Annotated in this window: 23 protein-coding genes and 7 tRNA genes; 25 read left to right on the forward strand and 5 right to left on the reverse strand. The window is 66.2% G+C overall.

Annotated elements, in window-relative coordinates; all coding sequences use genetic code 11:
• Window positions 1-123: 123 nt before the first annotated feature.
• Window positions 124-414, reverse strand: coding sequence for an antibiotic biosynthesis monooxygenase family protein (locus E3O42_RS05225; RefSeq protein ID WP_134452933.1), 291 nt, complete (start codon window positions 412-414; stop codon window positions 124-126).
• 54 nt (window positions 415-468) lie between these two features.
• On the opposite strand from E3O42_RS05225, the gene E3O42_RS05230 reads away from it, so the two are divergent.
• Window positions 469-1,392 (forward strand): fructose-bisphosphatase class II family protein, encoded by a 924-nt coding sequence (locus E3O42_RS05230; RefSeq protein WP_134452934.1) that lies wholly within the window; start codon window positions 469-471, stop codon window positions 1,390-1,392.
• 296 nt (window positions 1,393-1,688) lie between these two features.
• On the opposite strand, the gene E3O42_RS05235 is transcribed toward E3O42_RS05230, so the two are convergent.
• Window positions 1,689-1,761: transfer RNA gene (locus tag E3O42_RS05235), tRNA-Val, on the reverse strand.
• A 159-nt stretch (window positions 1,762-1,920) separates the two neighbouring features.
• Here E3O42_RS05235 and E3O42_RS05240 point away from each other — a divergent pair.
• The 20 genes from E3O42_RS05240 (at window position 1,921) to E3O42_RS05335 (ending at window position 17,384) form a co-directional block, all read left to right on the forward strand.
• Window positions 1,921-1,992: transfer RNA gene (locus E3O42_RS05240), tRNA-Gly, on the forward strand.
• Between the two features lie 60 nt (window positions 1,993-2,052).
• Window positions 2,053-2,126, forward strand: a tRNA-Cys gene (locus E3O42_RS05245).
• A gap of 34 nt (window positions 2,127-2,160) precedes the next feature.
• Window positions 2,161-2,232, forward strand: a tRNA-Val gene (locus E3O42_RS05250).
• Window positions 2,233-2,454: 222 nt separating this feature from the next.
• Window positions 2,455-2,889 (forward strand): DUF4383 domain-containing protein, encoded by a 435-nt coding sequence (locus tag E3O42_RS05255; protein WP_134452935.1) that lies wholly within the window; start codon window positions 2,455-2,457, stop codon window positions 2,887-2,889.
• Between the two features lie 101 nt (window positions 2,890-2,990).
• A tRNA-Gly gene (locus E3O42_RS05260) sits at window positions 2,991-3,062 on the forward strand.
• A 57-nt stretch (window positions 3,063-3,119) separates the two neighbouring features.
• Window positions 3,120-3,193: transfer RNA gene (locus tag E3O42_RS05265), tRNA-Cys, on the forward strand.
• Between the two features lie 25 nt (window positions 3,194-3,218).
• A tRNA-Val gene (locus tag E3O42_RS05270) sits at window positions 3,219-3,290 on the forward strand.
• A gap of 209 nt (window positions 3,291-3,499) precedes the next feature.
• Entirely contained in the window at window positions 3,500-5,476 is a 1,977-nt protein-coding gene (thrS, locus tag E3O42_RS05275; RefSeq protein ID WP_241984654.1) for a threonine--tRNA ligase, read from the forward strand.
• 2 nt (window positions 5,477-5,478) lie between these two features.
• A complete protein-coding gene (locus E3O42_RS05280) occupies window positions 5,479-6,114 on the forward strand; it encodes an HIT family protein (protein WP_134452937.1) in 636 nt (211 codons plus the stop codon).
• A gap of 107 nt (window positions 6,115-6,221) precedes the next feature.
• Window positions 6,222-7,142, forward strand: a complete 921-nt coding sequence (gene pdxS / locus E3O42_RS05285) for a pyridoxal 5'-phosphate synthase lyase subunit PdxS (protein WP_134452938.1) — start codon at window positions 6,222-6,224, stop codon at window positions 7,140-7,142.
• A 10-nt stretch (window positions 7,143-7,152) separates the two neighbouring features.
• The gene (pdxT, locus tag E3O42_RS05290; protein ID WP_134452939.1) at window positions 7,153-7,746 is read left to right on the forward strand and encodes a pyridoxal 5'-phosphate synthase glutaminase subunit PdxT; all 594 of its coding nucleotides are present in this window, start codon (window positions 7,153-7,155) and stop codon (window positions 7,744-7,746) included.
• Between the two features lie 84 nt (window positions 7,747-7,830).
• On the forward strand, window positions 7,831-8,370 hold the full coding sequence (locus E3O42_RS05295) for a DUF1697 domain-containing protein (protein ID WP_134452940.1): 540 nt from the start codon (window positions 7,831-7,833) through the stop codon (window positions 8,368-8,370).
• A 166-nt stretch (window positions 8,371-8,536) separates the two neighbouring features.
• Window positions 8,537-9,301, forward strand: coding sequence for a YebC/PmpR family DNA-binding transcriptional regulator (locus E3O42_RS05300; RefSeq protein ID WP_134452941.1), 765 nt, complete (start codon window positions 8,537-8,539; stop codon window positions 9,299-9,301).
• A 7-nt stretch (window positions 9,302-9,308) separates the two neighbouring features.
• A complete protein-coding gene (gene ruvC, locus E3O42_RS05305) occupies window positions 9,309-9,962 on the forward strand; it encodes a crossover junction endodeoxyribonuclease RuvC (protein ID WP_134452942.1) in 654 nt (217 codons plus the stop codon).
• A complete protein-coding gene (gene ruvA, locus E3O42_RS05310; RefSeq protein ID WP_134452943.1) occupies window positions 9,959-10,609 on the forward strand; it encodes a Holliday junction branch migration protein RuvA in 651 nt (216 codons plus the stop codon). The genes ruvC and ruvA overlap by 4 nt, the downstream gene beginning before the upstream one ends.
• On the forward strand, window positions 10,609-11,643 hold the full coding sequence (gene ruvB / locus E3O42_RS05315; protein ID WP_134452944.1) for a Holliday junction branch migration DNA helicase RuvB: 1,035 nt from the start codon (window positions 10,609-10,611) through the stop codon (window positions 11,641-11,643). The genes ruvA and ruvB overlap by 1 nt, the downstream gene beginning before the upstream one ends.
• A gap of 141 nt (window positions 11,644-11,784) precedes the next feature.
• Window positions 11,785-12,186, forward strand: coding sequence for a preprotein translocase subunit YajC (gene yajC / locus E3O42_RS05320; RefSeq protein ID WP_241984651.1), 402 nt, complete (start codon window positions 11,785-11,787; stop codon window positions 12,184-12,186).
• 63 nt (window positions 12,187-12,249) lie between these two features.
• Window positions 12,250-14,004 (forward strand): protein translocase subunit SecD, encoded by a 1,755-nt coding sequence (gene secD, locus E3O42_RS05325; protein ID WP_134452946.1) that lies wholly within the window; start codon window positions 12,250-12,252, stop codon window positions 14,002-14,004.
• The gene (gene secF, locus E3O42_RS05330) at window positions 14,004-15,038 is read left to right on the forward strand and encodes a protein translocase subunit SecF (protein WP_134452947.1); all 1,035 of its coding nucleotides are present in this window, start codon (window positions 14,004-14,006) and stop codon (window positions 15,036-15,038) included. The genes secD and secF overlap by 1 nt, the downstream gene beginning before the upstream one ends.
• Before the next feature lie 93 nt (window positions 15,039-15,131).
• A complete protein-coding gene (locus E3O42_RS05335; protein WP_134452948.1) occupies window positions 15,132-17,384 on the forward strand; it encodes a RelA/SpoT family protein in 2,253 nt (750 codons plus the stop codon).
• Here the strand turns inward: E3O42_RS05335 and E3O42_RS05340 are convergent.
• The 3 genes from E3O42_RS05340 to E3O42_RS05350 all read right to left on the reverse strand — a co-directional run bounded on the left by E3O42_RS05340 (window position 17,371) and on the right by E3O42_RS05350 (window position 20,252).
• Entirely contained in the window at window positions 17,371-17,940 is a 570-nt protein-coding gene (locus E3O42_RS05340; protein WP_134452949.1) for a hypothetical protein, read from the reverse strand. The two genes, E3O42_RS05335 and E3O42_RS05340, sit on opposite strands and share 14 nt — an antisense overlap.
• A 108-nt stretch (window positions 17,941-18,048) precedes the next feature.
• Window positions 18,049-19,281, reverse strand: a complete 1,233-nt coding sequence (locus E3O42_RS05345; protein WP_134452950.1) for a DUF349 domain-containing protein — start codon at window positions 19,279-19,281, stop codon at window positions 18,049-18,051.
• A gap of 176 nt (window positions 19,282-19,457) precedes the next feature.
• Window positions 19,458-20,252, reverse strand: a complete 795-nt coding sequence (locus E3O42_RS05350) for a peptidylprolyl isomerase (protein ID WP_134452951.1) — start codon at window positions 20,250-20,252, stop codon at window positions 19,458-19,460.
• Between the two features lie 132 nt (window positions 20,253-20,384).
• Here E3O42_RS05350 and E3O42_RS05355 point away from each other — a divergent pair, with 132 nt between their 5' ends.
• The 4 genes from E3O42_RS05355 to E3O42_RS05370 all read left to right on the forward strand — a co-directional run bounded on the left by E3O42_RS05355 (window position 20,385) and on the right by E3O42_RS05370 (window position 23,406).
• Complete coding sequence (locus tag E3O42_RS05355; protein WP_134452952.1) at window positions 20,385-21,722, forward strand: replication-associated recombination protein A; 1,338 nt, start codon at window positions 20,385-20,387, stop codon at window positions 21,720-21,722.
• A gap of 233 nt (window positions 21,723-21,955) precedes the next feature.
• Window positions 21,956-22,585, forward strand: coding sequence for a 30S ribosomal protein S4 (rpsD, locus tag E3O42_RS05360; RefSeq protein WP_134452953.1), 630 nt, complete (start codon window positions 21,956-21,958; stop codon window positions 22,583-22,585).
• A 130-nt stretch (window positions 22,586-22,715) separates the two neighbouring features.
• Complete coding sequence (locus E3O42_RS05365; protein ID WP_134452954.1) at window positions 22,716-23,081, forward strand: DUF948 domain-containing protein; 366 nt, start codon at window positions 22,716-22,718, stop codon at window positions 23,079-23,081.
• A 103-nt stretch (window positions 23,082-23,184) separates the two neighbouring features.
• Entirely contained in the window at window positions 23,185-23,406 is a 222-nt protein-coding gene (locus tag E3O42_RS05370; protein ID WP_088456305.1) for a hypothetical protein, read from the forward strand.
• Window positions 23,407-23,413: the final 7 nt, after the last annotated feature.

Raw genomic sequence — 23,413 nt, forward strand, 5'->3', positions numbered from 1 at the left:
AACTGCTCTGCTGGGCTGCTCATACCTTGATAATCGCACCGACCACCGACACTCCAGCCCCAGCAAAACCAGGTGTGGAAGAGTTCCCTGACCGGCCCCTTGTGGAGGACCGGCCGACCCGGATCAGGCCACGGCGATGAAGTGCTGCACGTCGGGGGACGGGCAATAGAACCTGTGCAGCAGCTCCTTCCATTTGGCGTATTCGGGGGAGCCCCTGAATCCCTGGGTGTGGTCCTCGAGTCTTTTCCAGTCGACCAGTAGCAGGAAGGACGACGGGTCCTCAATCGACCGGGAAAGGCTGAGCCCACGGAATCCGGGTATCGATTCGATGAGTGGCCGCGCTGTTTGGAAAGCAGTCAGGAAGTCATCTTCGAGGCCGGGACGCACGGGCAGGATGGCGTGTTCTCTGATCACCCGTCGACACTATCCCGGCTGGAGGGCCCGGCTCGGCGGGTACCATCGACTCCCATGAGCAGCAACACGACGGCCGACGCCGCCATACCGAGCACAGGCCCGAGGTCGGGCACCATCACCAGCATCGTTCTCGGTGGCGAGCACTATTCAGCCGAGCTCGTCGATGCGGTGCGCGCGGCGACAGTCGCGGCGGCGCTGGCAGCCGGCGGCTGGTTCGGCCGCGGCGACAAGAACGCGGCGGACGCCGCTGCGGTCGCCGCAATGAGGGGTGAACTGTTGCCGGCGCCGTTCGCCGGGTACGTGGTGATCGGCGAGGGCGAGAAGGACGAAGCCCCGATGCTGGCCAACGGAGAGGAGCTCGGCTCCGGGCAGGGACCGGCCTGCGATATCGCCGTTGACCCGCTCGACGGCACACGGCTCGTGCAGGAAGGCCTGCCCGGATCGGTGTGCGTCATCGCACTCGCCCCGCGCGGCACCCTCTTTGATCCCCGGGACGTCTTCTACATGGACAAGCTCATTTCCTCGGCACCTGCCCGCGGTGTTCTCAATCTCCGCGCCACCCCGAGCGAGAACGTGCGCCGGCTGGCTGAGGTGCTCGGGAAGCCGGTGACCGAGATCACCGTGGCCGTGCTCGACAAGCCGCGGCACGCGAGCCTGGTGGCCGAACTGCTCGGGTTCGGCGCGCAGGTCGTGCTTGCGGGGGAGGGCGACGTGTCCGCCGCGATCGACGCAGCCACACCCGGCGGGCGTATCGACCTGGCCATGGGAATCGGCGGCACACCAGAGGGTGTGCTCACCGCCTGCGCAATTCGGGCGCTCGGTGGATTCATGGAGGGCAGGCTCGCTCCCCAAAGCGATGATCAACTCGCCCTGGCCGTGGCCGCCGGGCACGACCTCGACAGGGTGTTGACACTCGACGACCTCGTGGCCAGCGACAGGGTGCTGTTCGCCTCGACGCCAGTAACCGCTCGGTCGTAGCGCAACGCCGTAGCGCGACGCCGTAGAACCAGACCGGCACGGCAGCGCGACGGGACGGCCACGCCGCGAGTGCGCCGTAGACCCCGGGCAGACCGAACCCCAGACCGACCAGGACGCTGAGCCCGCCGGCCACCCGGAGTCTGTTCCTGAGTGCTTTCTGTTCGAATGCGGAGTCAGCCATCAGGGCCTCCCGATATGCCGTCCAGTGTGTCTCTGAACGAGAGTCGCGCCACTTTCGGCCGGTGTCAACGGCCGGTTAACGACAAAACCCCCGGGGTTTCCGGGGGCTTTTTCGGTGGGCGATGCGGGACTCGAACCCACGACCTCTTCCGTGTGAAGGAAGCGCGCTACCAACTGCGCCAATCGCCCGAACCACACTCGAAAACCTCTCGACTGCGACATTTGATACTAGACCAGACCGGGGTCTGAACGCACATCGAGACGCCGCGACACGCTGCAATCGCTCGGTTTGAATATGCATCGCACTATCGGCTAGAGTCTTCAAAGCACGCAGAAATGCAGGCAGTTGCGGATGTGGCGCAGTGGTAGCGCATCACCTTGCCAAGGTGAGGGTCGCGAGTTCGAATCTCGTCATCCGCTCGAATTGAATCGGCCGAACGGCCGATTCTCTTTGGTATAAATACGGCGATAAACAAGCACGGTGGATTGGCCGAGAGGCGAGGCAGCGGCCTGCAAAGCCGTATACACGGGTTCGAATCCCGTATCCACCTCCAGCCTGAGAAGTTTTTGACTCGCTTCGCAGGATCTGGGCGATTGGCGCAGCGGTAGCGCGCTTCCCTGACACGGAAGAGGTCACTGGTTCGATCCCAGTATCGCCCACAGGAACAAACCCCCGGTAACCCCGGGGGTTTTGTCGTTTCCTGCTTGAATGATCGGCCGGCTGGGACTAACTTGTGTTGCACATGGGAACCGTCCGAACGCCGGAGCCGGTTCGGCGCCACCGAAAGTGGCTCGTCGGCAATGGTGTGCTCGGCCTCACTCATCGAGGAAAGTGGAGGACACGGCATGTCAACATCATCGGGCAAAACCACTACTACGACCATGACCGCAACGAACGTACAACGAGCATCACTGGGTGTCGGTATCGTCTTCGTTCTCGTGGGAATTCTGGGGTTCGTCCCTGGGATCACCACGAACCTCGACCAGATGCTCTTCGCTGGTCACGAGTCGGAAGCCTTGCTCCTGGGCCTCTTCCAAGTCTCGATCCTGCACAACCTGGTACACCTGTTGTACGGCGTCGCCGGGATCGCCCTGGCACGTAAGGCGAGCACTGCCCGCAATTACCTGATCTGGGGTGGAGTCATCTATCTCGTCCTATGGCTCTACGGCCTCTTCATCGATTTGGACGCTCCGATCAACTTCGTGCCGCTCAACGTCGCCGATAACTGGCTGCACTTGGGGCTCGGTATCGGCATGATCCTGCTCGGCGTCGTATTAGGGGGCCGCCGCACAAACGCCACGTCGAACAACATGTGATCTGTCGTGACAGGCCCAGGGCGCCGGATTAGCACGTCATGTGCGCTGGCGCCCTTCGGGATGCGGTAGAGTCTTCCAAGCACGCAGAAATGCGAGCAGTTGCGGATGTGGCGCAGTGGTAGCGCATCACCTTGCCAAGGTGAGGGTCGCGAGTTCGAATCTCGTCATCCGCTCGAAGTGAATCGGCCGAGAGGCCGATTTTCTTTGGGTGTACAGGTTTTAAAGAACACGGTGGATTGGCCGAGAGGCGAGGCAACGGCCTGCAAAGCCGTCTACACGGGTTCGAATCCCGTATCCACCTCCAGCCCGCGAGCACCATCCGCGGCCCTGGGCGATTGGCGCAGCGGTAGCGCGCTTCCCTGACACGGAAGAGGTCACTGGTTCGATCCCAGTATCGCCCACAGACAAATCCCCGGTTCTCGAACCGGGGTTTTTTTGTGATCGCTCACGAGGCCGACGATTCCTGCTCAGCCCTGGACTCGAACGACCCGCGACCCGAGCCCGCATCCCCGCCTGCTCGACTCCACTAAAGTTGTCGGGTACGCAAACACAGGGAGAAATACACGTGGCTGACGGCTTTGAGCTATTCACCGACCGATCCGTTGTCGCAATGCGCGTCAACGGCGAGCTCAAGGACCTCGCGACTCCGGTAACCGAGACGGATGACGTCACCCCGGTGACCGTCGACTCGCCCGACGGCCTCAACATCCTGCGCCACTCCGCCGCCCACGTGCTCGCTCAGGCTGTGCAGACCGTGAACCCCGCGGCGCGCCTGGGCATCGGCCCGCCCGTCACGGACGGTTTCTACTACGACTTCGACGTGGCCGAACCTTTCACGCCCGAAGACATCAAGTCGCTCGAGAAGGCCATGGACCGCATCATCCGCCAGGGCCAGCGTTTCGTGCGCCGCGTCGTGACCGACGACGAGGCGCGCGCCGAACTCGCCGCTGAGCCGTACAAGCTCGAGCTGATCGGCATCAAAGGCGGGGCAGCCGAGACCGCCGACAACGAGTCCGTCGAGGTCGGCGGCACCGAGCTGACCATCTACGACAACGTTGACCCCAAGACCGGCGAGACCGTGTGGAAGGACCTCTGTCGCGGTCCGCACCTGCCCAACACCCGCATGATCGGCAACGGCTACTCGCTCACCCGCCTGGCCGCCGCCTACTGGCGCGGCTCGGAGAAGAACCCGCAGCTGCAGCGCATCTACGGCACCGCCTGGCCCTCCAAGGACGAACTGCGCGCCTACCAGGCCCGCCAGGAGGAGGCCGCCAAGCGCGACCACCGCAAGCTTGGCGCTGAGCTGGACCTGTTCAGCTTCCCCGAGGAGATCGGCTCCGGCCTGGCGGTCTTCCACCCCAAGGGCGGCATCATCCGCCAGGAGATGGAAAACTACTCCCGCAAGCGCCACACCGAAGCCGGCTACGACTTCGTCTACTCACCGCACATCACCAAGTCCAACCTGTTCGAGACCTCCGGGCACCTGGACTGGTATGCCGACGGCATGTTCCCGCCGATGAAGCTCGACGCCGAGATCGACGCCGACGGCCACGTGACCCGCCAGGGCGTCGACTACTACCTCAAGCCGATGAACTGCCCGTTCCACAACCTGATCTTCCGCGCCAGCGGCCGCAGCTACCGCGACCTGCCCATGCGCCTATTCGAGTTCGGCACCGTCTACCGCTACGAGAAGTCCGGCGTGGTGCACGGCCTCACCCGGGTGCGCGGCATGACCCAGGACGACGCCCACATCTACACCACCCGCGAGGGCATGAAAGAGGAGCTCACCCGCACCCTCAACTTCGTGCTTCAGCTGCTGGCGGACTACGGGCTCGACGACTACTACCTCGAACTCTCGACCAAGGATCCGGTCAAGTTCGTCGGCAGTGACGACGCGTGGGACGAAGCGACCCAGACCCTCGCCGAGGTCGCCGCGGCGTCCGGTCTCGAACTGGTCGCCGACCCGGGCGGAGCCGCGTTCTACGGCCCGAAGATCTCGGTGCAGGCTCGTGACGCCATCGGCCGGACCTGGCAGATGTCCACCATCCAGCTGGACTTCAACCTGCCTGAGCGCTTCGAACTCGAGTACACCGCGCCGGACGGTTCGCGCCAGCGACCGGTGATGATCCACCGTGCCCTGTTCGGTTCCATCGAGCGGTTCTTCGCCGTGCTCACCGAGCACTACGCCGGTGCCTTCCCGGTCTGGTTGTCACCGGTGCAGGTGGTCGGCATCCCGATCTCCGAGCAGTACGGCCCGTTCCTCGACGACGTGATCGCCCAGCTCCGCGCCCACGGCGTGCGTGCCGAGGTCGACCACGCCGACGACCGCATGCAGAAGAAGATCCGCAACCACACCAAGGCCAAGGTCCCCTTCCAGCTCATCGTCGGCGACGAGGACCAGGCCAATGGCGCGGTCAGCTTCCGCTTCCGCGATGGCACCCAGGAAAACGGTGTTCCCGTCGCCGACGCCATCCGGCGCATCGTCGCCTCGATCGAAACCCGCGCGCAGGTTCACGGCACAGCTGACTTCATCGAGGGCGGCACTGCCGGAGCCCCGGTCGCTGCGGCCGGCGCGGACCAGGCCTGACGATGACCGACGCCACTTCGGCAGATCCAGAGAAAGACGCGCCGAGAGACACTCCCTGGGACCGGCTGTCCGGCAGCCCGCAAGATTTTGCCGAGGGAGTCCAGGTCGAGAACTCCGGCGACTTCGCCGCAGTACCGGATGCCTTCCAACGGCTGTGGACGCCGCACAGGATGGTCTACATTCAGGACGGTCAGCAGCCGCATCCCGACGATTGCCCGTTTTGCATCGCACCGTCGATGGACGACGAGAAGGCTCTTATCGTGGCCCGCGGCAGGTACGCCTATGTGCTGCTGAACCTGTTCCCCTACAACAGCGGCCACCTGCTGGTGTGCCCATACCGGCATGTTGCGACGTATGACGAAGCCACCCCGGAGGAAGTCGCCGAGATCGGTAGCCTGACCCAGGTGGCCATGCGGGTGCTCAAGGCCACCTCGGGCTGCGACGGGTTCAACCTCGGGATGAACCAGGGCCGCATCGCGGGCGCCGGGATCGCCGAACACCTGCACCAGCACATCGTTCCGCGGTGGGCGTTGGACTCGAACTTCTTCCCGATCATCGCCGGCACCAAGGCGATCCCGAAACTTCTGGGCGAGGTGCGCCGAGAGGTCGCAGAGGGATGGCCCGTCTCCACCGCCTGACTTCGCTCGCACGGCTCCCCGCACCACTCGTCTCCTGACCCAGATCTCATCACCCGTGCCCCTCGCCCCGAACAGCGGCACCAGACGCAAGGAATAGAATCGTAGCTATGACTGACACCACTTCCACCGAGCAGGTCGACAGCGCCGCACAGTTCGGCTCGAGCCGCGTCAAGCGCGGACTCGCCGAGATGCTGAAGGGCGGCGTCATCATGGACGTCGTCAACGCCGAGCAGGCCCGCATCGCCGAAGACGCCGGCGCCGTCGCCGTCATGGCGCTCGAGCGCGTCCCGGCCGACATCCGCTCCCAGGGTGGCGTCGCCCGCATGAGCGACCCCGACCTGATCGACAGCATCCGCGCCGAGGTCTCCATCCCCGTGATGGCCAAGGCCCGCATCGGCCACTTCGTTGAAGCGCAGGTGCTGCAGGCCCTCGAGGTCGACTACATCGACGAGTCCGAGGTGCTCAGCCCGGCCGACTACGTCAACCACATCGACAAGTGGAACTTCACGATCCCCTTCGTCTGCGGCGCGACGAACCTGGGTGAGGCGCTGCGTCGTATCACCGAGGGCGCCGCGATGATCCGCTCCAAGGGCGAGGCCGGCACCGGCGACGTCTCGGAGGCCACCAAGCACATCCGCACCATCAAGGGCGAGATCGCCCGGCTGTCCTCGCTCACCAAGGACGAGCTGTACGTGGCCGCCAAAGAACTTCAGGCGCCGTACGAGCTCGTTGCCGAGATCGCCGCGACCGGCAAGCTGCCCGTCGTGCTGTTCACCGCCGGCGGCGTGGCCACCCCGGCCGACGCGGCCATGATGATGCAGCTCGGCGCCGACGGCGTGTTTGTGGGCTCTGGCATCTTCAAGTCGGGCAACCCGCAGGAACGCGCCAACGCCATTGTCAAGGCCGTCGCCTTCTACGACGACGCCAAGATCATCGCGGATGTATCGCGCGGCCTCGGCGAAGCGATGGTCGGCATCAACGTGTCCGACCTCGCCGCCCCGCACCGTCTCTCAGAGCGCGGTTGGTAACACCCGCTTCATGAGCGTTGGAGTACTCGCCCTTCAGGGCGACTTTCGCGAGCACGCCGACGTACTGCGCTCACTCGGCAGTGAGGTCACCCTCGTGCGCCGCCCGGAGGAACTGGCCAGTGTCACCGGCTTGGTGATCCCGGGCGGCGAGTCGAGCGTGATGGACAAGCTGACCCGCATGTTCGGCCTGGCCGAACCCCTGCGGGCAGCTGTCGAACGCGGGATGCCGGTCTACGGGACCTGTGCCGGCCTGATCATGCTCGCCGACACCGTGCTCGATGCCATCCGCGGGCAGCAGAGCATCGGCGGCCTCGACATCAGCGTGCGCCGCAATGCCTTCGGCTCCCAGACGGCCTCGTTCGAGACCGATCTGGAGGTGCCGGCGCTTGGCGAGGCTCCCGTGCACGCCGTCTTCATCCGCGCCCCTGTGGTCGAGAGCGTTGGTCCGATGGCCACAGCCCTCGCCACAATCGCCGACGGCCGGTGCGTGGCCGTCGAACAGGGTAACCTGCTCGGCACGTCGTTCCACCCGGAAATCACGGGGGAGTACCGCTTCCACGAGTACTTCCTGCAGAAGGTGCGCTCGGCAGCCTTCCGCGGCTAGGCCGATCTGCCTCTCCTGCGTCAGACTGGGCGCATGACCCGGTATAGCGCATGACTCGATACAGCGCATGATTCGACACAACGCATGACTCGATACATCGCCTTGCTGCGCGGCATCAACGTCGGCGGCATCACCATAAAGATGGCCGACCTGGCCGAGGCCGTCGCCGCACTCGGCCACACGGGAGTGACGACCATCCTGGCCAGCGGCAACGTGGTATTCGAGAGCGATCAGACGGATGTCGCCGCCCTCAAAACCGACCTGGAGCTGGCGCTGTCGGAGCGGTTCGGCTACGACGCCTGGGTGGTGCTGCTCACCAGCGGCGAACTCGCCGCGGCCGTTGACGCCTATCCTTTCGACGACCGTGACGGCTGGCACTCCTACATCCTGTTCGCCTCACAGCCTGCCGTGCTCGACGAGCTGGTCCAGGCCGCACCCAAGCTCGATCCTCTGGACGAGAATGTCCAGCCGGGCGAGAGCCTGCTCTACTGGCAGGTGCGCAGGGAGGTGGGCATCAAGAGCCCCTTCAGCACGCTCAGCGCCAAGGCGCGATTCAAATCGAGCACCACGAACCGCAATCTGCGCACGCTGCGCAAGATCCTCGCCGTGCCGCCAGCACGGTGAGTCCAGCCCGGTACGTCCAGCCCGGTGAGCCGAGGGACGGCTCGCGGGCGCCCGAGCTACACTGGGAGGGCACTGAGCGGTCACCCGATCGCGGTGCCAGCAGACGACGCAGGAAGCGCGTCGCACGCGTAAGCGACAATACGATTTAGCGACAATCGGGAGATTCATGTCCGGGCATTCCAAGTGGGCGACCACCAAGCACCAGAAGGCTGTCACCGACTCGCGTCGGGCGAAGGCGTTCGCCAAGCTGATCAAGAACATCGAGGTGGCCGCCCGCATGGGCGGCGCCGACCTCTCGGGCAACCCGACGCTCGTCGACGCCATCCAGAAGGCGAAGAAGACCTCGGTCCCCAACGACAACATCGACCGCGCCGTCAAGCGCGGCGCCGGCCTCTCCGGTGAAGCCGTCGACTACACCACGATCATGTACGAGGGCTACGCCGCCAACGGTGTCGCCATCATGATCGAGTGCCTCACCGACAACAAGAACCGTGCCGCCGCCGAGGTGCGCACCACGGTCAGCCGCAACGGCGGCAACATGGCCGACCCGGGCAGCGTCGCTTATAACTTCCACCGCAAGGGCATCGTCGTGGTTCCCAAAGGCAACGACGTCACCGAAGACGACGTTCTCGCTGCGGTGCTCGACGCCGGAGCCGAGGAAGTCATCGATGACGGCGACAAGTTCGAGGTCTTCAGCGAGGCCCACGACCTCGTCGCCACCCGCACCGCCCTGCAGACGGCCGGCATCGACTATGACTCCGCCGACATCGCCTTCGTCCCGCAGCTCAAGATCGAGGTCGACGCCGAGACCGCCCGCAAGGTGTTCAGGCTCATCGACGCCCTCGAGGAACTCGACGACGTGCAGAACATCTACAGCAACTACGACGTCTCGGCCGCGGTCCAGGCCGAGCTCGAAGCAGACAGCGAATAGCCCACCGATGACGGTCAGGGTGCTGGGCATCGACCCGGGCCTGACCCGCTGCGGCGTCGGGATCGTCGACGTCGCAGCGAACCGTTCGGCGACCCTGGTCGACGTGCAGGTACTGCGCAGCTCACCAGACCTGCCCCTCGAACGCCGCCTGCTGCTGATCAGTGAGGGCCTCGAAGAGCTCCTCGACCGGCACCAGCCACACTTCGTGGCCATCGAGCGCGTCTTCGCGCAACAGAACGTGAGCACGGTGATGGGCACCGCCCAGATCAGCGGGGTGGCCCTCATGCTCGCCGCCAAGCGCGGCCTGACGGTGACGCAGCACACCCCGAGCGAGGTCAAGGCCGCGATCACGGGTTACGGCGCCGCGGACAAGAAGCAGGTCGGCACCATGGTCGCCCGGGTGCTGGGACTCGCCGAGATCCCGAAACCGGCCGATGCCGCCGACGCCCTCGCACTGGCCATCTGCCACGCGTGGCGCACCGGCGCCGCCGGCGGGGTGCTCCCCACCAGCGGTACGGTCGCCGCGGGCACCAGGTCCACCCCCACGCTCACGCCCGGTGCGCTCACCCCGGCGCAGAAGGCCTGGCGCGACGCCGAGCGCGGCAACGCGCCGGGGTCGACGGCTGCAGCGTCGGCGGCGCACCGTAGGCTGGCTAGGTGATCTCTTCAGTGCGTGGCCCAGTCCTTTCAGCCCTGGGCTCAACCGTCGTGATCGAGGTCGGCGGAGTCGGACTGGCCCTCCAGGTCACCCCGTCGACGGCCCTGGCCGCCAGGGTCGGCATCGAAACCCGCCTCGCCACCACCCTGATCGTTCGTGAAGACTCCCTGACCCTCTACGGCTTCCCCAGCGCCGAAGAACTCGCCGTGTTCGAGCTTCTCGTCGGTGTCACCGGCGTTGGTCCCAAGTCCGCGCTCGGCGTGCTCGCCGTGCTCACCCCCAACCAGATCGCCATCGCCGTCAACGCCGAAGACGATGCGGTGTTCCGCAAGGTCAGCGGGATCGGACCGAAGACCGCCAAGCTCATTGTGCTGTCCCTGATCGGCAAGGTCGCTGTCACCAGCGCCGCCGCGACCCCCGGACGCGCCGGCGTCGCCACGGCCACCGTCGGAGCCAGCGTGCAGGCGGCCCTGATCGGCCTCGGCTGGTCTGAGCGGGTCGCCGCCCAGGCCGTTGAGGAGATCCTGGCCGGCAGCACCGCCGAGTTCGACGCAGAGGAAGCCGGGGTCGGGGCTGTGCTGCGCCTGGCGCTGGCCCGGCTCGGCCCGGCGCAGCACGCCGGCGCTGCCAACGCGGCGGAGCGTCGCTGATGACCCAGGATCCCGGCGTCGACCTGACCAATCCGGCTCTCGAGGGCGACGCGGAGCTGGCCTTCGAGGGCGCCCTGCGCCCCAAGAGCCTCACCGAGTTCGTCGGCCAACAGAAGGTGCGCGGCCAGCTGCAGCTGCTGCTGACCGCGGCGGCCATGCAACAGCGCACCCCCGACCACATCCTGCTGGCCGGCCCGCCCGGCCTGGGCAAGACGACCCTCGCCATGATCATCGCCTACGAGGGCAACCGGCCGCTGCGCATGTCCAGCGGCCCCGCCATCCAGCACGCCGGTGACCTGGCCGCCGTCCTGTCCTCCCTCGTGCCCGGCGAGGTGCTCTTCATCGACGAGATCCACCGGATGGCCCGCTCCGCCGAAGAGATGCTCTACCTGGCGATGGAAGACTTCCGCATCGACATCATGGTCGGCAAGGGCGCCGGCGCCACGTCGGTGCCGCTGGACCTGGCCCCGTTCACACTGGTCGGCGCCACGACACGCTCGGGAATGCTGCCGAACCCTCTGCGCGACAGATTCGGATTCACGGCCCACCTCGAGTTCTACGCCGACGCCGAACTCGAACTCGTGCTGGTGCGCGCTGCCCGCCTGCTCGGGCTGGTCATCGACCGGGAAGCCATCGCCGAGATCGCCGGCCGGTGCCGGGGGACCCCACGAATCGCCAACCGGCTGTTGCGCCGGGTGCGCGACTACGCGCTCGTGCACGGCGGAGACGCGGATCTGGCGGCCGTTCACGCGGCCCTGGAACTCTACGATGTCGATCAAATCGGACTCGACAGGCTCGACCGCGAGGTCATGAACATCGTCCTCACCCGGTTTGGGGGTGGACCGGTTGGGCTCAATACGCTGGCCGTCTCGGTGGGGGAGGAGCCCGAAACCATCGAATCGGTCGTCGAGCCCTTCCTGGTACGGATAGGCTTCCTCACGCGTACCCCGCGTGGGCGGGTTGCCACTTCCGCAGCGTGGCGGCATTTCGGCTTGAGTAATCCTCAGGCTGCGCTCACCTTGGATGTTCTATAATTCAAGCTGGTCAGGCACGTACCTCCGACCGGCTCCCCCCAGCCACGCACACAAAAACAGCCACGCACACAAAAAACTTCGTCGCGACACCACGCTCGCACGGGAAGGTTTCACAGTTCTATGGATCCGTTGACTCTTGTCATGCTCGCCGTTCTGGCGTTGCTCGTGTTCTTCATGTTTCGCAATGGCCGCAAGCGCCAGAAGGACACCTTGGCCCTGCAGTCGAAGATGGTGGCCGGCGCAGACGTGATGACCAACTTCGGCCTCTACGGCACCATTGTGTCGATCGATGAGGAAGAGAACAAGGTCGCCCTGGAGATCGCACCCGGCACCATCGTGCAGATCCACCGCCAGACGATCGCTCGCGTCGTCGAGCCCACCGTTGCCGGCGACGACGTCGTCCTCGATGAGACCGCTGACGGCGACGCCGGCACCCCGGCCGTCGTCGGCGAGCCCGAGTACGGCCAGCGCACAGAATTCGAGCCCAGGACCGATGAGGTCGCGCCCGACAACAACACCGAACCCAAACAGGGCGACGCGTAACACACCCACTCCGGCTACGCACCCTCGGGCGCGGGCACGAGCAAAGAAAGCTGAGTTCAATAGGTGGCTAAGTCGTCTCCGACCAAGAAGGCCTGGCGCTCCCTGACCTGGCTTGGCCTGATCATCGTCGGTCTCATCGCTCTGAACGGAGCCGGCGTTCTCACCGGCGGGGGGTCGTGGACGCCGAAGCTGGCGCTGGACCTCGAGGGTGGCACCCAGATCATCCTGGCGCCCAAGCTCGAGTCCGGCCAGACCGTCTCGTCCGAGCAGCTCAACCAGGCTGTGTCGATCATCCGCCAGCGCATCGACTCCTCGGGTGTCTCCGAATCGGAGATCAACACCCAGGGTGGACAGAACATTGTCGTCTCGATTCCCGGAACCCCGGACGACGCCACCCTGAACCGCATCGAGTCCTCGGCCAAGCTCGAGTTCCGCCCGGTCCTGGTGGCCTCAGCGCCCACCGAAGACAGTGTCGGCGCCGACGGCTCTACCGCGACGCCCACGCCCGGCGCCACTGATGAGGCCACCGCGCCGGCAACGGATGCCGCGGCAGATCCAGCCGCTGAGACGCCGGCTGTCGCCCCCACCGACGCGAGCGACCTGAACAACATCACCCCCGCCCTGCAGGCGGAGTTCGATTCGTTCCAGTGCAGCGACATCGACACCAGCAACGTCGCACCGGCCGATCAGCCCCTGATCACCTGCGAGACCGATGGGTCGGTCAAGTACATCCTCGGCCCGGTCGAGGTGAGCGGCGAGAACATCTCCGACGCCACCAACGGCCAGGTCACCACGCAGAGCGGCGCCACCACCGGCGAATGGGCCGTCAACATCGTCTTCGACGGCACCGGCACCAAGTCGTTCGCCGACGTCACGACCCGCCTCAGCGGCCTCGAGGGCGCGCAGAACCAGTTCGCCATCGTGCTGGACGGCAGCGTCATCTCCGCACCGCGCACGCTGGCCGTGATCACCGACGGCAAGCCCCAGATCACCGGCTCGTTCGACCAGGACACGTCCAAGGCCCTCGCGGACCAGCTGAAGTTCGGCGCCCTGCCGATCAGCTTCACCGTGCAGAGCCAGGACACCATCTCGGCCACCCTCGGTTCGACCCAGCTGCAGAGCGGCCTGATCGCCGGCCTCATCGGCCTGATACTCGTGGTGCTCTACTCCCTGGCCCAGTACCGGCTCCTGGGGCTGGTGACGGTGGCATCGCTCGCCGTTGCGGGCGTGATCACTTACTTCCTGATCACCCTGCTCTCCTGGCGGGAGGGCTACCGGCTGTCGCTGGCCGGTGTGGCCGGCCTCATCGTGGCCATCGGTATCACCGCTGACTCCTTCATCGTGTACTTCGAGCGAGTGCGCGACGAGCTGCGCGACGGCAGGGGGCTGGTGTCGTCGGTCGAAGCCGGTTGGCGCCGCGCCATCCGCACCATCATCGCCTCCGACACGGTCAACTTCCTCGCCGCCGCCGTGCTGTTCATCCTGGCCGTCGGCAACGTGCGTGGTTTCGCCCTGACCCTGGGACTGACCACACTGGTGGACCTCCTGGTCGTGGCGCTGTTCACCCACCCGGTGCTGCAGCTGCTCGCCCGCACCAAGTTCTTCGGCGAGGGGCACACGCTCAGCGGGCTCGACCCGCGGGCCCTCGGTGCCGTCTACCGCGGCCGCGCCCAGTTCCAGCCCTCCGCCGAGGTGGCCTCACGCAAGGCCACGTCCTCAAGCAAGGAGGCCGCGAAGCGCCAGACCATCGCCGAACGCAAGGCGGCTGAGCTCGTCGGTTCCGGCTCCAGTAAGTCGACCGACGGGAAGGATTCCTAATGGCCAGCTTCAACCAGTTCGGCAACGATCTGCACACGGGCAAGCTTTCCTACAACATCGTCGGACGCCGCAAGGTCTGGTATTCCATCGCAGCGGTCATGATCCTGATCGCGATCCTCGGCCCGGTCCTCCGCGGCGGCTTCACCTTCGGCATCGAGTTCACCGGAGGCTCCGAGTTCGTGCTGTCCGAGATCTCCACTGAGGACCAGGACGCGGCAGCCACTGCGGTCACCGACGTGGTGCCCGAAGCCGTCCCGAAGGTGTCCGTCGTCGGCAGCGACAGCATCCGGGTACAGACCGACCAGCTCAGTGACACCGAGAGCCGGGAGGTACGCGCCGCTCTGGCCACCGCATACAGCGTCGACGCTGCCCAGGTGACGTCCTCGTTCATCGGCCCGTCCTGGGGTCAGGACATCACCGGTTCCGCCATCCGCGCCCTGCTCACCTTCCTGGTTCTCGCCGGAGCGGTAATGGCTCTGTACTTCCGCACCTGGAAGATGGCCGTGGCTGCCATGGTGGCTCTGTTGCACGACCTCGTGATCACGGCGGGTTTCTACGGCATCACCGGCTTCGAGATCACTCCGGCGGCCGTAATCGGCTTCCTCACGATCCTGGGCTACTCGCTGTACGACACCGTTGTGGTGTTCGACAAGATCCGCGAGAACACCATGGAAGACGGTCCCGAATCCCGGCGCACGTTTGCTGGCTCGGTCAACCTCGCGGTCAACCAGACCCTGGTGCGCTCGATCAACACGTCGATCGTGGCCGTCCTCCCCGTCGCCTCGATCCTCGTCATCGGTGCGTTCGTGCTGGGTGCGGGGACCCTGCAGGACATCTCCCTGGCCCTGCTGATCGGTATGCTGGTGGGCACCTACTCCACGATCTTCATCGCTGCGCCGCTCTATGCTCAGCTGCGCGAGAACGAGCCGGAGATTCGCAAGCGCGACAAGAAGGCTCTCGCCCTCAGAGCCAAGGCCACCGGTACCTTGCCTGTCGCCGGCACGGATGCGACCCCCGCGGACGTTTCCGCGTGAGCCGGTCTGCCCGGGAATATTCGACCGCATCCCTCGGGTTACCGTTTATCCGTTAGTACAGGGATAATTGGCGCCAGGGAGTGAGGTAACGAGATGACAGAAACCACCACGCCATCCGCCGCGTCACTGCGTCGCCTGGTGCCCCGCATCTTCTCCAGGGCTCAGCCCGTCGGCGCCGTCGACACACTGCTGAAGACCGTGCGCACCCACCATCCCAAGGTGGACCTGTCGATCATTGAACGGGCGTACGCGGCCGCCGAGCGGGCCCACGAGGGCCAGAAACGCCGCAGCGGCGAGCCGTACATCACCCATCCCGTCGCGGTCGCCCAGATCCTGGCCGACCTCGGGATCGGTCCCAAGACCGTGGCCGCGGCCCTGTTGCACGACACCGTCGAGGACACCGACTACACCCTGGATGCGTTGCGGGCCGATTTCGGTGACGAGATCACCATGCTAGTGGACGGCGTCACCAAGCTCGACAAGGTGAAGTACGGCGACAGCACCCAGGCCGAGACCGTTCGCAAGATGATCGTCGCGATGTCCAAGGACATCCGGGTGCTCATCATCAAGCTTGCCGACCGCCTGCACAACGCCCGCACCTGGGGCTTCGTGCCGGCCGAGTCAGCGAGCCGCAAGGCCACCGAGACCCTCGAGATCTACGCCCCGCTGGCCCACCGCCTGGGAATCCAGACCATCAAGTGGGAGCTCGAAGACCTCTCCTTCGGGGTGCTGTACCCGAAGCTGTACGCCGAGATCGAAAGCCTCGTCAAGCAGCGCACCCCGCAGCGCGAGGAGTTCGTGCAGTACGTCATCGACGCGATCAATGACGATCTCAAGGCCGCGCGCATCCGCGGCAAGGTGGCCGGCCGGCCCAAGCAGTATTACTCGATCTACCAGAAGATGGTCGTACGCGGCCGCGAGTTCGACGAGATCTACGACCTCGTCGGGATCCGAGTCCTGGTGAATTCGGTGCGCGACTGTTACGCGGTGCTCGGTGCCATCCACGCGCGCTGGACACCGCTGCCCGGCCGGTTCAAGGACTACATCGCCACCCCCAAGTTCAACCTGTACCAGTCACTGCACACCACGGTTCTCGGCCCGAGCGGACGCCCCGTTGAGATCCAGATCCGTACCCAGGACATGCACGAGCGCGCCGAGTACGGCGTCGCCTCGCACTGGAAGTACAAGGAGCAGGTCAACGGCAAGAGCTCCGGCCCGGGCCCGCAGAGCGACACCGACATGGCCTGGCTGGCCCATATCTCCGACTGGCAGGCCGAAACGGCCGACCCGAACGAGTTCCTCGATTCCCTGCGCTACGAGATCGGCGCCAAGGAGGTCTACGTCTTCACGCCCAAGGGGCGCGTGATCGGCCTGCCCGCCGACGCCACCCCGGTGGACTTCGCGTACGCCGTGCACACCGAGGTGGGCCACCGCACCATGGGCGCCAAGGTCAACGGCCGGCTCGTGCCGCTGGAGAGCTCGCTCAGCACCGGCGATGTCGTGGAGGTCTTCACCTCCAAGAACCCGGACTCTGGTCCCAGCCAGGATTGGCTGAACTTCGTCAAGAGCCCCCGCGCGCGCAACAAGATTCGCCAGTGGTTCACCAAGGAACGCCGCGACGAGGCCATCGAACAAGGCCGCGACGCCATCGCCAGGGCCATGCGCAAGCAGAACCTGCCGCTGCAGAAGCTGATGAACCAGGACTCGTTCGCCGAGGTCGCCGCCGTCATGCGCTACGAAGACGTCTCGGCGTTGTATGCCGCCGTCGGCGAAGGCCACGTGTCGACGCAGTCGGTGCTGGAGAAGGTCGTGGCCACGCTGCAGAGCGTGGAGGAAAGCGACGCGACGGACCTGCCGTTCACCCCGAACGGCCGCACCCAGACGCTGCGCAACAACGACTCCGGGATCCTGGTGCGCGGCGCCCCCGACATCCTCGTCAAGCTGGCGCGCTGCTGCACGCCGGTTCCCGGCGACAAGATTGTCGGGTTCATCACCCGCGGCTCCGGTGTGTCCGTGCACCAGTTCGACTGCCACAACGTGCAGGAGCTGCTCAAGGAACCCGAGCGGATGATCGACGTCGACTGGGCGCCGACCTCCAAGAGCCTGTTCCTTGTCCAGATTCAGATCGAGGCCCTTGACCGGTCCGGCCTGCTCTCCGACGTCACCCGGGTGCTGTCCGAGCACCACGTCAACATCCTCTCGGCGACCGTGCACACCTCCAGCGACCGGCTTGCCATCAGCCGCTTCGTGTTCGAGATGGGCGACACCACCCACCTCGACCGGGTGCTGAACGCGGTGCGCCGCATCGACGCCGTCTACGACGTCTACAGGGTCAGCGACGGCTGAGGTTCAGCCGGCGTGCCTCCGATAACTGGGCGGCCGCGACCTTGCTGAACGAGATTCCCCGCTGAACGGCCAGCCCCAGCGAGCCGGAGCGTGGATCGTCTGTTCCGTCGTAGGCCAGCAGCGCCGCCAACAGCGCGGTGTCTGCGGGGCACCCGGGGGTGCGACCCCAGCGGGCCAGGTCGATCGCGGTCCGCAGGGGAGTGGTGACGAGCTGCCGTCCCAGCGCCCTCGCGTCGTCCCGGCCGAGGCGCACCTCGCGCAGCTGGGTCGTCGTGTCGTTGGGTTTGCGGGTGCGCGCGCTCACGTCGACGCAGAACTGATGAAAGTCCGGCTCGGCCGCGAGGCCGTAGATCCAGGCCGCGGTCATCCGCTCGGCGACGGCCCGGCTCGGTGAGATCGAGGCCAGCGCCCCGGCCCGGGTCTCCGGACCGTCGTGCGCGTCGACGGGGCACCAGGCCCCGGCAAGCGGGAACAGCTCACCGTCGAGGCGGGCACAGTTCAGTTCGGCCAAGGGCAGGTCGGCCGGGGTGAGCGCGGCTGGGAGAAGGGGAGACATGACTCCAGCCTGCGGAGCCGTCGGCACCCGCCGAAACGGGACCGGGAATCTGTGGACAGATTCCGATCCCGTTTTCCATGTGCACTTCTCGCTGCGCGGTACGACTCGCTACTGGCCGATGGCCTTCAGCCAGGCCTTGCGGGTCTCGAGCGCCTCGGTCGCGTCCTTGATCTTGCGCGCGTCCTTGGTCTCCTGCGCGGCGGCCAGCTCGGCCTCGAGCTTGGCGATCGCGTCGTGCAGCTGACCGGCGAGGCCTTCGGCGCGGGCCTTGGTCTCGGGGTTGTTGCGCTTCCAGTGGTCGTCGTCGAGCTTCCGCACGGCGGCTTCCACCTTGCGCATGCGCTCCTCGACGGGCTTGACCTGGTCGCGGGGGACCTTGCCGACAGCGTCCCAGCGGCGCTGCACCGAACTGAGCAGCTCGCGGGCCTTGACCCGGTCCGTTTCGGTGAGCAGGGTCTCGGCTTCGGTGAGCAGTTCGAGCTTGACGACCAGGTTGCCGGCGAACTCCTCGTTGTCCTGCGCGTCGATCTCGGACTTCACCGAGTAGAGCACATCGCCTGCGGCCTTGAACTTGGCCCACATGGCGTCGTCCTGCTTCTTGCCGGAGCGGCCTGCGGACTTCCAGTCCTCGAGCAGGTTGCGGTAGGCGGGGATGCCGTCGGCACCCTGGGGCGCGAGCGCCTCGGCCTTTTCGATGAGCTGCTGCTTGCGGTTGCGCACGTCCTTGTGGGCGCTGTCGAGCTCGGCGAAGAACGCCTTACGGTTCTGTTCGATGGTGGTGCGGGCGGCACGGAATCGCTTCCAGAGCTCGTTCGCTTCGCCCTTGGGGATGCGCGGGGCGTCGTGCTGGTGGGCCTGCCACTTGGCGAAGAGCGCGTCCAGCGCTGCGCTGGTCTGCTTCCACTGCGTCTTGGCCGGGTCCTCGGCGGCGAGGCGTTCGGCCTCTTCGACGATGGCGGCCCGTTCGGCGAGGGCCGCAGCGCCGGCGGCCTTGGCCTCGACGCTCTGCTGCTCGGTGAGCTCGGTGACCGTACCGCCCAGGGCGCCGAGGCGCTCAGCGAGGACGGCGAGGTTGCCGACGGCGTTGGCCGTCGCCACAGACTTCGACAGGTTCGCGACCGACTTGGCGATATCCGCGGCCGGGGCTCCTCCCTTCGCGCGCTGTTCGAGCAGGGTGACCTGTCCGTTCAGCTCCACGTACTTACGTTCGAAGTAGGCCAGTGCCTCTTCCGGTGTCGCGTCGGGATACTGGCCGACAGCGCGTTCGCCGTCTGCTTCGCGCACGTAAACCGTGCCGGTTTCGTCTACGCGACCCCATGGTTGCTGATCTGTCGTAGTCAAGAGCCTCACCTTAATGATCTGGTTGATTCCCCGTGCAATTCAGCACTGCAGCGGGCGAATCCCTGAACGAGCCAGTACTGGCACAAGCCAATACGCGCACAAGCCTATTGCAAGCGTGCCCATCGTTCAGCGGAAACGACCGAACTGGTGGTACCGGACCGTTTTCTCCAGCAGTTCTACTGCACGGAGAACGAGGAGATGGTGGTCGGAATCAGGGGTGCGCCGTCGGCTGAGCCGTCCGCGACACCGCCGGCGGCGATCTGGTTGACAACCTGGTCGAGCCCGGAGGTGACCGAGCCGATGACCGTGTAGCCGCCGGCGTCGTCGGCGGGGATGGTGGTGTCTGCGTAGACGAGGAAGAACTGGCTGCCCGTGCTGTAGCCGTCGCCGCCGGCCCTGGCCATGGCCAGAGTGCCGGCCGGGTAGACATTGTCGGCCGGCGCATTCTCGATGGGCCCGTAGCTGTAGCCAGGTCCGCCAGTGCCGTCACCGTCGGGGTCGCCGCACTGCAGCACCGAGAAACCGCCGGTGGTGAGCCGGTGGCAGCTCAGATTGTCGTAAAAGCCGGACTGCGCGAGGCTGATGGTCGATGACACGGCCTGCGGGGCCGCCGCGCCGTCAAGTTCGACGCCCAGGGGAATGCCGTTGAGAGTGAGGGTGCCGGTCCAGGTGCGGCCTTCCGCCAGAGCGCTGTCGGGGACAGCGCCGGAGTTCGCGCCCGCAGCGGGGGTGGCGGCCGTGGGTTCGGGCGTCGCCGAACCGGACGCGCTGGGCTCTGGGGTGCCGGGGCCGCCGCCGAAGTAAAACAGCTGGGCGCCGACGAGCACGACCAGAGCGACCACAAGAACGCTGCCGGCAACGATGTTGTCGCGCACGCGCCGCTTGACCTGGTGCTCGTTCACGGCCTTGCGGGCCTGATACGCGCGAGCCCGGCCGCGGGCTTCGCGTTCCTGTTTGGTGTTCGGTGCCACGGTAATCCTCCAGGTGCCGCCTGCGGCGGGAAATCGGGCTTGTCGGGCATCATGGCCCGGGTCACTGTGAACTCTACGCATGCGGGGGCGGCGGGAAAAATTGGCGTCGGCGGCACAAACTACGCTGGAACCATGTCTTCCGTCCAACCAGGCCTCCGTACCGGCGCGACGCCGCTCGCGGTGCGCATGCGCCCCAAGAGCCTGGCCGAGGTCGCCGGCCAGCGCCACCTGCTGACCCCGGGGTCGCCGCTGGTGAGCCTCGCCAACGACAAGTCCGGTGAGCAGGGCTCGGTGTCGGTCATCCTGTGGGGCCCGCCGGGAACCGGCAAGACCACTCTGGCCCAGACCATCGCGCACAGTTCGGGGCGCCGGTTCGTCGAGCTGTCCGCCGTGTCCGCCGGGGTGCGCGACGTGCGCCAGGTGATGGAGGAGGCCCGCACCAGTCGGGACCTCTATGGACTGTCCACGGTGCTGTTCCTCGACGAGATCCACCGGTTCAGCAAGGCCCAGCAGGATGCCCTGCTGCCCGGGGTGGAGAACGGCATCATCATCCTCGTGGCAGCGACGACCGAGAACCCGTCGTTCTCGGTGATTTCGCCGCTGTTGTCCCGGTCGCTTCTGCTCACCCTGGAGACCCTCAGCGACGACGACCTCGGTACGGTCGTGGACCGCGCCGTCACCGACCTGCGTGGCCTGGCCGACAGGTTCGTGCTCGATCCCGAGGCTCGCGGGGCGATCATCCGGCTCGCATCGGGGGATGCCCGCAGGGCCCTCACGGCGCTAGAGGCCGCCTCGGTGTCCGCCGCGACGACCGAGGTCGTCGACGGCGAGAAGCCGGTCATCACGACCGAGATCGTGTCGCTCGCGGTCGACCGGGCGCTGCTGCGTTACGACCGCAACGGCGACGAGCACTACGACGTGATCAGTGCCTTCATCAAGTCGGTGCGCGGCTCCGACGTCGATGCGTCCCTGCACTACCTGGCCCGGATGATCGAGGCCGGTGAAGACCCCCGCTTCATCTGCCGGCGGATCATCGTGCTCGCCTCCGAAGACATCGGCATGGCCGACCCGCAATCCCTGGTGATCGCCATCGCCGCCGCCGACGCGGTGCAGTACATCGGCATGCCGGAGGGTCGCATCCCGCTGGCCCAGGCCGTCGTGCACCTGGCCTGCGCGCCCAAGTCCAATGCCGCGTACATGGCGCTGGACGCCGCCATCGCCGACGTGCGCAACGGCAACACCGGCCGGGTGCCCAAGCACCTCCGCGACGCGCACTATCCCGGCGCCAAACGCCTCGGCCACGGAAAGGGCTACAAGTACCCGCACGACGATGCGCTCGGCGTCCTCCAGCAGGACTACCTGCCCACTGAACTCCGCCAAAAGCAGTACTACACACCGACCGAACACGGCAACGAACGCGACGTGTCCGCGCGCCTGGCCAAGCTGCGCAAGATCATCCGCGGACAGTAGGCACGGGGACCCCGTGTGCTAGCCTTGACCTCGCCTACAACCGGTTTCGTCATGCGGCTGCGTACGAAACCGACGTTGGAGTGGATTCGCCCTGTAGCCGGGCGGCCCGTGGCACCCACCCCTCTGATCTCCCATGACGCCTGTGCGGTTCTCAGATCCGTGCTGTTCCCGGCTTCTGCCGTCGGACACCGGCGCCCTGGTATCCATTTTTCAGATCCATCCGAAAGGACACTGTGTCTACCAAGTCACGTACCCGTAGCAAGACCCGCCTCTCGCGGGCCCTGGGCATCGCCCTGACCCCGAAGGCCGCCAAGTACCTCGAGAAGCGTCCTTACGCTCCGGGCGAGCACGGCCGCACCAAGCGCAAGACCGATTCGGACTATGCCGTGCGTCTGCGCGAAAAGCAGCGCTTACGTGCCCAGTACGGCATCCGCGAAGCCCAGCTCAAGATCGCCTTCGAAGAAGCGCGTCGCCGCCAGGGCCTGACCGGTGAAAACCTCGTCGAGATCCTCGAGACCCGTCTCGACGCGCTCCTCGTGCGTTCGGCCATTGCTCGCACCACCGCCCAGGCCCGTCAGATGGTTGTGCACCGCCACATCCTCGTCGACGGCCAGCTGGTCGACCGTCCCTCCTTCCGCGTGAAGCCGGGTCAGCTCATCCACGTCAAGGCCAAGAGCGAGGGCACCGAGCCCTTCCAGGTTGCCGCGGCCGGCGGTCACGTCGACCTGCTGCCCAAGCTCCCGCCGTATCTCGAGGTCGAACTCGACAAGCTGCAGGCCCGCCTCGTGCGCGCCCCGAAGCGCGTCGAGATCCCCGTGACCTGTGAAGTCCAGCTCGTCGTCGAGTACTACGCAGCACGCTAGTCGCCTCCGGCGCGGCCTGCCGCAACGGAACTGAACTACGCTTGAGGGCGGATCACCTAGGTGATCCGCCCTTTTTGTTTTGCATTATTGTGATGTGCCTGTTCCGCCGAATCGAAATGGATGGTGCCGAATGACTGGTGGAGATATCGCCGGCCTGATTGCCGCTGGCGTTTTCGCCGTTCTGGTGGCGTTCCTCGCCATCCCGTTGATCAAGCTGGGCCGGGTGTTCGACGAGACCACCCTCGCCATCCGTGACCTCAGCCACAACGTGACCCCGCTGCTGGAGGAGACGACGAGCACCGTTGCCCAGACCAACCACCAGCTGGCCGCGATTGACACGATCACCACCAACGTGGCCGAGGTCACCGGAAACGTGTCCGCGATGGTTGCACTGTTCGCGGCCACCGTCGGCGGTCCGCTGATCAAGCTTGCCGGATTCTCCGCCGGTGTCCGGGCGGCCTTCCTGGCGGCCAGGCCCCGTCGCGGCGCGAAGTAAGTCCACTACGCTGGAAAGCAGACTGCCAGGACCTCGGCCCGCTGTACCAGCGGGTGCCCCGGCCCAACAGCCACCCATTCCTCAAACTCAGGGAGCACGTGCCATGAAGAATTTCATCTGGTTAGTCGTCGGCGTCGGAATCGGATTCGTTGCCGCCCACGAGGTGAACAAGACCCAGCAGGGCAAGCGGTTCTTCACCGACCTCGACGCGAAGACTCGGGAGTTCGGAGAGGCCATCTCCGAGGGCTACCGCAAGCGCGAAGCCGAACTGCACGCCGCACTCGGCGAGGCAGAAGAGACCATCGAAGAGCTGTCCAAGCCCTAAACGCTTT

Source organism: Cryobacterium adonitolivorans (assembly GCF_004402695.1).
GTDB lineage: Bacteria > Actinomycetota > Actinomycetes > Actinomycetales > Microbacteriaceae > Cryobacterium > Cryobacterium adonitolivorans.

Coding starts and splice junctions, on each gene's coding strand:
- E3O42_RS05230 (WP_134452934.1), top strand. CDS start 469: ATGAGCAGCAACACGACGGCCGACGCCGCCATACCGAGCACAGGCCCG.
- E3O42_RS05255 (WP_134452935.1), top strand. CDS start 2,455: ATGACCGCAACGAACGTACAACGAGCATCACTGGGTGTCGGTATCGTC.
- thrS (WP_241984654.1), top strand. CDS start 3,500: ATGCGCGTCAACGGCGAGCTCAAGGACCTCGCGACTCCGGTAACCGAG.
- E3O42_RS05280 (WP_134452937.1), top strand. CDS start 5,479: ATGACCGACGCCACTTCGGCAGATCCAGAGAAAGACGCGCCGAGAGAC.
- pdxS (WP_134452938.1), top strand. CDS start 6,222: ATGACTGACACCACTTCCACCGAGCAGGTCGACAGCGCCGCACAGTTC.
- pdxT (WP_134452939.1), top strand. CDS start 7,153: ATGAGCGTTGGAGTACTCGCCCTTCAGGGCGACTTTCGCGAGCACGCC.
- E3O42_RS05295 (WP_134452940.1), top strand. CDS start 7,831: ATGACTCGATACATCGCCTTGCTGCGCGGCATCAACGTCGGCGGCATC.
- E3O42_RS05300 (WP_134452941.1), top strand. CDS start 8,537: ATGTCCGGGCATTCCAAGTGGGCGACCACCAAGCACCAGAAGGCTGTC.
- ruvC (WP_134452942.1), top strand. CDS start 9,309: ATGACGGTCAGGGTGCTGGGCATCGACCCGGGCCTGACCCGCTGCGGC.
- ruvB (WP_134452944.1), top strand. CDS start 10,609: ATGACCCAGGATCCCGGCGTCGACCTGACCAATCCGGCTCTCGAGGGC.
- yajC (WP_241984651.1), top strand. CDS start 11,785: ATGCTCGCCGTTCTGGCGTTGCTCGTGTTCTTCATGTTTCGCAATGGC.
- secF (WP_134452947.1), top strand. CDS start 14,004: ATGGCCAGCTTCAACCAGTTCGGCAACGATCTGCACACGGGCAAGCTT.
- E3O42_RS05335 (WP_134452948.1), top strand. CDS start 15,132: ATGACAGAAACCACCACGCCATCCGCCGCGTCACTGCGTCGCCTGGTG.
- E3O42_RS05340 (WP_134452949.1), bottom strand. CDS start 17,940: ATGTCTCCCCTTCTCCCAGCCGCGCTCACCCCGGCCGACCTGCCCTTG.
- E3O42_RS05355 (WP_134452952.1), top strand. CDS start 20,385: ATGTCTTCCGTCCAACCAGGCCTCCGTACCGGCGCGACGCCGCTCGCG.
- E3O42_RS05365 (WP_134452954.1), top strand. CDS start 22,716: ATGACTGGTGGAGATATCGCCGGCCTGATTGCCGCTGGCGTTTTCGCC.
- E3O42_RS05370 (WP_088456305.1), top strand. CDS start 23,185: ATGAAGAATTTCATCTGGTTAGTCGTCGGCGTCGGAATCGGATTCGTT.